This window comes from Kluyvera sp., from assembly GCF_965301105.1.
In genome coordinates, this window is record NZ_CBDKZX010000016.1 from 60468 (window position 1) to 64847 (window position 4380).

The window sequence follows — 4380 nt, forward strand, 5'->3', positions numbered from 1 at the left end:
CCCCCCAGCCCGGCATAGGCGGCGACCACCGCCGTGGCGATAAGCTGCAACATCGCGGTGCGAATTCCGGCAAAGATCAACGGCATCGCCAGCGGGATGCGCAACTGCCACAGGCTTTGCACGGGCGTCATGCCAAGCGCGGTGGCGGCGTCGCAAAGGGTGCGGTCGGCGTGGTAAATCCCGACCCAGGTGTTGGTCAGGATCGGCGGGACAGACAACGCGACCAGCGCAAGAAACACTGGCACATCATTGAAACCAAAAAGAATAATGCACAATAAAATCAGGCCAAGAGACGGGATCGCCCGGCCAATGTTGAACATATTGATGACCAGGAAAGCTCCTTTGCGCCAGTAGCCCAGCGCCACCCCCAGAGGTAACGCAATGGCCGAGGCGATGATCATGCTCACCAGCACATACCAGAGATGCTCGCGTAAGCGCAGCAGGATCCCCGTATCGCTAAGCCAGTGGTCCGGCTGAATTAACCAGTGCCAGGTTGCGGTTAAGATGTCCATTAGCGTGCCCACGGCGTAACCCAATAGCCCAGACGCGCTATCAGAGAGTCAAAAATAAACGACAGCACCAGGCTTAGCACCACACTCACCACAATCGGCGTCAGGAAATCCTGGTTAAAGCCCGACAGCAGCAGTTGGCCAAGACCGCCCTGACCAATCAGCGCCGTAACCGTGACCAGCCCCACGAGTGTGACTGAGGCAATACGCAGCCCGGCAAACAAAGACGGGAGAATCAGGTGCAGCTCAACGTCAACAAACCGGTACCAGCGCGTGTAGCCTAGCGCGCGGGCGGATTCGAGCACGTCGGACGGCAGCTTTTCTATCCCGGCGACCACGTTGCGTAGCAGGATCAGCAGTGAATAGAGCGTTAAGCCAATCACTGACGTGGTGAGCGACAGGCCGGTAAACGGGATCAACAGAATAAACAGCGCCAGCGAGGGGATGGTAAACAGCACCCCGCACAGACCGAGCAGTACCGGCGCCGATGCGGGCCAGCGCAGGGTCAGGCCAATCAATACCCCGGTGAGTGCCGTACCGAAAAAGAGCGATACCGCCACCAGCTGCGTGTGCTGCCAGAACAGGGCGGCAATCGGGCCCTGATTGTCCGCAATCCATTGCCAGTCAATCATAACGGCGAACATCCACATGCCCGTCCAGTACGCGCTGCAGCAGCCCGTGGGAAATACTGCCCTGATACTGACCGTCTCCGTTGACGTGCACCAGCACTCCCCCCGGCGCATCCAGCAGTGCGCTGTAGGCGAAACGCAGGGAGTGAAGCGCCTTCAGGGTCAGTGATACGGGCAGGGTGGTGCGCCGCTCAGGGTCAAGCCAGTACAGCGGGCGCAGCTGTTTATCGAGCACCAGCCGCAGCGGGCTGGCAACCAGCGGATGCTGGCTGGAAATGGGGGTTAATTCCTCGTCCACCAGGGGAACATCGTGACGCGGAAGCTGCCCAACCTGAAGTCTGGCAAGGCGTTTTAAGTTGGGCTCAGGCCCGATGAATCGCGCCACGAACTCGCTGGCCGGCTGGGCGAGGATACTATCGGGCGTATCAAACTGAGCCAGGACTCCGCCTTCCTGAAAGATGGCCATTTTATCGCCCAGGCGAATGGCTTCATTGATGTCATGGGTGACGAGCACGATAGTTTTGTGCAGGCGCTGCTGGAGTTGCAACAGCTCGTCCTGGAGCTTTTCCCGTACCACCGGGTCGATGGCCGCAAAGGGTTCATCCATTAACAGAATCGGGGGATCGGCCGCCAGCGCGCGGGCAATCGCCACCCGCCCTTGCTGCCCGCCTGAAAGCTGGTGGGGGTAGCGCGTAAGCAGGCTCGGGTCGAGGGACATGAGCTCAACCAGTTCATCAATACGTGCCTGAATATGCTTTTTTTTCCAGCCAAGCAGACGCGGAACCGTGGCGATATTCTGAGAAACGGTCCGGTGCGGGAATAAGGCTGCACTTTGCATGACAAAACCAATTTTTCGCCGTACCTGAATAATATCGGCATCGGCTATTTTAATATCCTGAACATATACCGAACCGGCATCCGGGATATCCAGTTGATTAATCATACGTAATATAGTGGTTTTCCCACAGCCGCTAGGGCCAACGAATGTGCAAAATTCACCTTCATTGATAACGATATTTAATTTTCCGATCGCGGCATGCGTACTACCAGGGTACGTTTTGTTTATGTTTTCAAGTCTTATCATATGAAACAATAGCACCCTGAAATTATTGCGTTTATATCAAACACAAATTACAGAGGCGATGAACAGGGCGCAAATATGATATTTGCATTTGTATTGCAGGTATTTGGAATTTGATAATCGATGATCCAGCAATAATGCGGACACCGATGTAAGCACGCCCGTTGTCGTTCCACGCACTTTCTGACTGAACGGCGGCACAGTTTTCTGGCTGTGCCGCCTGCGTCAAGCTATCGCGCCATTAACGCGAATACACCCCAGCCAAAGTATTCCCGCGTGAACGTGACATGGCGTTTGGGCGCTATCGTCAGTTCTTTCCTGACTTCAGAGGCAAAGTCATCATCAGGGTTTTCTTCCAGCCAGCGACGCATGGTCATCCATTTTGCGGCTTCGTATCTGTCCCAGCCTTCCTGGTCTGCCAGCACCATTTCCACCACGTCATAGTCTTGTTCGCCGAAAGCGTCGACAAGCGCGGGGAGGGTGAGAAAGTCGGCCACGGACGAGACGCCGCAGGCCTGGGCAACCTCTTCGCTGGCGGGCACCTGACGCCAGTAGGGTTCACCGATAAGGATGATTCCGCCGGGCTTAAGGCTTTTTGCCAGCAGCGCGATCGTTCCGGCAAAACCCCCTGCAATCCAGGTTGCACCGATGCAGGCCGCTACGTCATATTTTTCGTCGGCGACGTAACCTGCCGCATCATTATGAATAAAGTGCACGCGATCGCTGACACCGAGCTCTTCTCCCCGTTGCTTTGCCTGCGAGGTGAAGAGCGGACTCATGTCGATGCCCGTACCGGTAATGCCGTGATCGCGAGCCCAGGTGCAGAGCATCTCGCCCGAGCCGCTGCCCAAATCGAGAATTCTGGTTCCCGGCTTCATGCGCAGTACATGGCCCAGCGTGGCGTATTTTGCTGGTGTGAACGGGTTATGAATGCGGTGTTCACTTTCACTAATGGTAAAAATGCGTGGGATATCCATTAATTAATTCCTTTTTTGAATTGCATGTTCAGGTGGCTCCCTTCCGGGGATTTTGATTTTTCAGTCAGCAGAGCAAAGAGTTTGCCCTCAAAAGTCTCGCTGACCGGCCATTCGGTATTGTCCGGGCGTTGCACGACTGTAAGGCCCGCGTTGCTGAAAAGGCGGGGATATTCGTCATCCAGCCAGGCCGTCATCACGCTCCCGAAGCGCGTAGTGCATCCGCTTTCGTCTATTGCCCAGAACTGCGTTGAGCTGGTTTTTGCCTCTTCATCCCAGGCGTTTTCCGTTAACAGAAGATGGGGGACCTCAAGGAACAGCCCGTGCGGGCAGCGTTGCCAGCTTGCCGGCGCTGTGCCCTGACGTTTAACTTCATCAAAAGTATGAACTTCAGCGAGCAGCCTGCCACCAGGTACCAGCCAACGCGCGCAGCGGCTGATAAGAGTCTGAGCATCTGTTGCACTGAAAACATTCAGCTCTCCGAACGTCATCATGATGAAATCGAAGGGGAGTTCTGGATTGTAAGTACGGATATCCTGATGAACGTAGTCAATTTTCAGACCTGCGTTTTGTGCCTGTTGGCGGGCCCACTCAATAGATGCGGGGGAGAAATCCACCCCCGTACAGCGGAATCCGCGCTCTGCTAACCGACGGGTATAAAAGCCGGGGCCGCAGCCGAGATCCAGAATGCGTGCCCCCGCCGGTATCTGGCGGGCAATCCACGCGACCTGCTGTTCAATCACGTTTTGTCTACGGCTGGCCCAGTCGTGATCCTGCGACAAATGGTTTTCCAGCATACGTTGGCTGAAGGCTGGATCGTCCCAGGGGATTTTGTGTTCATCGGCTGACAGTTGCGGGCGACCGGATGAAAAAATAAGAGTGCTGATATCCATAACGCTCTCCTTAACGATTATCGGGCTGTGCGCGAACATTGTTCAGCCCGGTGGTATTAATGCGGTAGGGCTGACCGTTGACGGACTTGATCAGCTTTTTGGTTTTGAGTTTTTTGAAGACGGCGAGCGTACAGTCAGCCAGCAGCAGCCCTTCACGGCTGTAGCATTCAACGGATGTGACGCGGCCTGATGCATCGCGGACGTGCGCGATACGACCACCTTTGGCGAGAACGTGTAAGGTACGTTGTTCCTGACGGGATAAATTCATACTGAAGAACCTGTTTAATCATCATG

4 protein-coding genes and 1 pseudogene are annotated in these 4380 nt (G+C 55.4%); all 5 read right to left on the minus strand.

The annotated features are described in order from the left end of the window. A partial coding sequence (locus ACW14G_RS08945) for an ABC transporter permease (protein WP_455648563.1) occupies positions 1-512 on the minus strand: 512 nt, incomplete at its 3' end. Further along, positions 512-1141, minus strand: coding sequence for an ABC transporter permease (locus ACW14G_RS08950; protein WP_163447131.1), 630 nt, complete (start codon positions 1139-1141; stop codon positions 512-514). The genes ACW14G_RS08950 and ACW14G_RS08945, both read right to left, overlap by 1 nt. After that, complete coding sequence (locus tag ACW14G_RS08955) at positions 1134-2222, minus strand: ABC transporter ATP-binding protein (RefSeq protein WP_163447133.1); 1089 nt, start codon at positions 2220-2222, stop codon at positions 1134-1136. The genes ACW14G_RS08950 and ACW14G_RS08955 overlap by 8 nt, the downstream gene beginning before the upstream one ends. Positions 2223-2449: 227 nt before the next feature. Next, a pseudogene (locus ACW14G_RS08960) lies at positions 2450-4086 on the minus strand (methyltransferase domain-containing protein). A gap of 10 nt (positions 4087-4096) precedes the next feature. Continuing rightward, positions 4097-4354 (minus strand): YjhX family toxin, encoded by a 258-nt coding sequence (locus tag ACW14G_RS08965; protein ID WP_163447137.1) that lies wholly within the window; start codon positions 4352-4354, stop codon positions 4097-4099. Positions 4355-4380 lie beyond the last annotated feature (26 nt).

Excerpts from the sequence above, each read along its gene's own strand:
- ACW14G_RS08950 (WP_163447131.1), bottom strand. The coding sequence starts at position 1,141 with ATGATTGACTGGCAATGGATTGCGGACAATCAGGGCCCGATTGCCGCC.
- ACW14G_RS08955 (WP_163447133.1), bottom strand. The coding sequence starts at position 2,222 with ATGATAAGACTTGAAAACATAAACAAAACGTACCCTGGTAGTACGCAT.
- ACW14G_RS08965 (WP_163447137.1), bottom strand. The coding sequence starts at position 4,354 with ATGAATTTATCCCGTCAGGAACAACGTACCTTACACGTTCTCGCCAAA.